Origin of the sequence: Azohydromonas lata NBRC 102462 (assembly GCF_001571085.1) — a bacterium.
GTDB lineage: Bacteria > Pseudomonadota > Gammaproteobacteria > Burkholderiales > Burkholderiaceae_C > Azohydromonas > Azohydromonas lata.
In genome coordinates this window covers 1-3,682 of record NZ_BCTC01000207.1, presented here as the reverse complement: position 1 = coordinate 3,682, position 3,682 = coordinate 1, and the positions used below count along the sequence as shown (strand labels likewise).

Annotated in this window: 2 protein-coding genes; both read left to right on the top strand. The window is 59.3% G+C overall.

Going from position 1 to position 3,682, the window contains the following annotated elements:
• The first annotated feature begins 212 nt into the window (after window positions 1-212).
• The gene (locus ALA01S_RS32435) at window positions 213-1,052 is read left to right on the top strand and encodes a phage tail protein (protein WP_084268102.1); all 840 of its coding nucleotides are present in this window, start codon (window positions 213-215) and stop codon (window positions 1,050-1,052) included.
• 106 nt (window positions 1,053-1,158) lie between these two features.
• A partial coding sequence (locus tag ALA01S_RS33790; protein WP_157119413.1) for a DUF4347 domain-containing protein occupies window positions 1,159-3,682 on the top strand: 2,524 nt, incomplete at its 3' end.

Genomic DNA, 3,682 nt, shown 5'->3' with positions numbered 1-3,682 from the left:
GGTGAAAATTTCGGCAGCCATTGATGGGAAATTCAATGAATTGATTGCGGGCATGAGCGGGCGGGTGCTGATGGCACCGCCGGTGAAATAATGGTTTCATTGCTTATAAAAATAATAATTTCTTTCACTCCGTAATTTTTATTGCGGATGTGGACTTGGGCACCGATTTTTCGTGCCACTTCATAAACTGAAGTATTAAAAGGGAAACAGGGATGAATCAGAATAGAAAATCCACCGGGAAGGCGCTGCGCATGTTGGGCTGCGCTTTCGCCTTTGGTTCCATGGCCATGAGCGCCCAGGCCACCTGCACGGCCGAGCCTTATATTGGCTCCGTTTGCATGACGGCTGCCATGTTTTGTCCTCAGGATTATGCGGAAGCCAACGGCGCACTGCTGCCAATTATGCAGTACCAAGCTTTGTATTCTCTGATTGGAACGACTTACGGCGGCGACGCAAGAACAACGTTTGGTTTGCCTGATTTGCGTGGACGTGCCCCCGTTGGCTTGGGGCTGCCCGTAAGCGCCTCCAATACGCCGGCTGGAGTAACGACTGTACTTCCGGGTGCAAAGTACGGCTCTGAAACCGTAGGCCTGTCAATAGCCAACCTGCCGCCTCATAACCATACGGCAACGCTGACAGCGTCACAGGTTGCAACCAGCGTCAGCCTGCCGGTGACTGGCACAGTTTCTGCGGGATCAGCAACGGCGACGGCGACGGTTTCGGTGGATGCCATCACGACTCAAACCACGGGCGGCAGTCCGACCCCAAGTTCCACGGCAAATACGCTGGGAAAAATTGGCAATGGCCAAACAGCATTTTTCCCCTATGACAATACCAAAGCTGTTGCCGTGCCCGCCACGGCCACGGTCGCGGTCACTCCGTCTGCGGGCACCTTCTCTGGTACGGCTGCTGGCAACATTATCTTGACCCCCAGCGGGACCATCGCGGTGGGCGCCACGGGATCTGGAACTGCAGTTTCCGTGGCTGCACCGCGTCTCGGCATGAGGATGTGTATTGCCCTCAATGGCCTGTACCCGCCTCGGCCTAATTAAATATTTCTCCGTTTATTGATCTTATTGTTTTCCCCGGCGCCACAGTCAACGCGCCGGGGGCAGACGTACAAGCCGTACCCACGGCCATTATTGAAGCGCCTAGAGCATGAACAAGATCCATCGCACCGTTTGGAACGAAGTGACCCGCAGCTTCGTCGCCGTAGCCGAAATTGTGCGAGGCCGTGGCAAGGGTGCCAAAAGTGGATCGAATACGGAGATTTCTTCGGCACCCCGGCGCATTGCTCAATCCGGACTGCGGCCTCTGGCGCTTGAACAGCGGTTCATGTTTGACGGCGCCGCCGTGGCTGCCGTGGTGGACGCGTCGCATGCCCTGCCTGATTTGCAGGCCAGGGTATTGATGCCCGAGTCTCCCGCGCCCGTGCAAATCCGCGTAGCGGACGTGGCGCTCAATGGCGGGCGCAAGGAAGTGGCTTTCGTTGACACCTCCGTGGCAGCTTATAAAACACTGGAAGCAGGTATACGTGCCGGCGTCGAAATTCAGGAATTAGACGGCAATGCCAGTGGCCTGGCGCAGATCGCGCGCTGGGCTGAAACTCATGGCGGCTACGATGCCATCCATTTATTGAGCCACGGTGCGTCCGACAGTCTGCATTTGGGGCGTGAGACGATATCAGCAGCCAGCCTGGAAAATAATACCGTGCGGGCGGAATTGGCCACATTGGGCCAATCTTTGAATGCTGGCGGAGATTTGTTGCTTTACGGCTGCGACGTGGCTCAGGGCGCGCAAGGCCAGCATTTCATTGATGCCTTGCATTCGGCCACGGGTGCCGACGTGACAGCCTCCACCGATGCCACCGGGGCGGCGACCGCTGGCGGCGACTGGACGCTGGAGAAATCCACTGGAAGTATTGAAGTGGCTGCCTTGAATGCGCCTGACTATGCGGGTGTGCTGGGTGTGCCAACTGCGATCACTACCGTCGATTTCGACAACGACACTGGTGCAGTTGCTGGCAATGATTCTTCAGAACTGACTCAGACCATCGGTGGCATAAATTTCAGTATTACTGGCCACAACGACGTAGTTCAAACAGGAAGCTACTATGGCGGTGACCGGGTCAACACTACCGACTGTGCAACGCTGGGCCCCAATGCCGGCGAGGATAAGGCAACCTTTACAGTCGCTACGGGGTATGTATTCGACCTGACCTCGCTGGACTTGATGCAGATAACATCGCAGACCGGTGATTATGTATTGACTGCATATGATGCCAACGGGACTGCAATAACAGGCAGCGCTCAAACCTTCTCAAATTTCGATGATCGACAAACACATACGTTGACTCTGGATGCGAGTCATGTAGAAAAATTTGTAGGCATATCCAAGTTCACGCTGACTTTCACGGGCGATCCGGTCAGCGTGATGGTGGACAACATCGTGCTTGTGAACGTTCGGTCCTCGGTCGCCGGGACGCCGCCCACCACGACGATTTCCACTGCGGCGTTTTCGGCCGACACGGGCAGCAGCAGCACGGACTTCCTCACCAAAACGGCGGCGCAGACCATCAGCGGCACGCTGTCGGCCAATTTGGCCACGGGCGAGTCGGTCAAGGTATCCACGGATGGCGGCACGACGTGGCAAACCGCCACGGCCTCGGCAGGCAATACCTCCTGGAGCCTGTCCGGCGTCACGCTCACCGGCAGCAATACCTTGAAGGTCAAGGTCTCCAATTCAAGCGGTGACGGCAGCGTGTACGCGCAGGCCTACGTGCTGGACACCACGCCGCCCACGGTGACCGATGCACGCATTTCCATCAGCGGCGCCACGGGCACGAGCGGGGCCTACAAGATCGGCGACACGGTCACGGCCACGTGGAACAACACGGTTGCCGGCGACAACAACGCCGGCGTCAGCGGCGTGATGTTCAACTTCACACTGTTCGGCGGCGGCTCGGCCGTGTCGGCGACGAACAGCGGCGGGGTGTGGACGGCGACCTACACCCTCGTGGCCGGCAGCATCGACGCCACCAATCGCAACGTGGCCGTGACGGTGACGGACAACGCGGGCAACGCCCGGACGACAGTCGACACGACCAACGCCAAGGTGGACAACATCGCCCCCACGGTGACAGAGGCGAAGCTCAGCATCAGCGGCGCCACGGGCACGGGCGGGGCTTACAAGATAGGTGACACCGTCACGGCCACCTGGAACAACACGGCGGCCGGAGACAACAACGCCGACACCATCAGCGGCGTGACCTTCGACTTCAGCGCGTTCGGCGGCGGCTCGGCCGTGGCGGCGAGCAACAGCGCGGGCACGTGGACGGCCACCTACACCATCGTGGCCGGTGCCATCGACGCCACGGGCCGCAACGTGTCGGCGATGGTGACGGACAACGCGGGCAACGCCACGACGGTGTCCGACACGAGCAATGCCACAGTGGACAGCGTCGCGCCTTCGGTGACCGATGCGTTCATCAGCATCAGCGGTGGAACCGGTGGCGCCTACAAGGTCGGCGACACGGTGACGGCTACCTGGACCAACACGGCTGCCGGAGACAACAACGCCGACACCATCAGCGGCGTGACCTTTGACTTCAGCGCCTTTGGCGGCGGCACGGCGGTGGCGGCGAGCAACGTCAATGGGGTGTGGACGGCGACGTACACCCTCG

Bases quoted from the DNA above. Each gene is read 5' to 3' on its own strand.
- ALA01S_RS32435 (WP_084268102.1), top strand. From the start codon at position 213: ATGAATCAGAATAGAAAATCCACCGGGAAGGCGCTGCGCATGTTGGGC.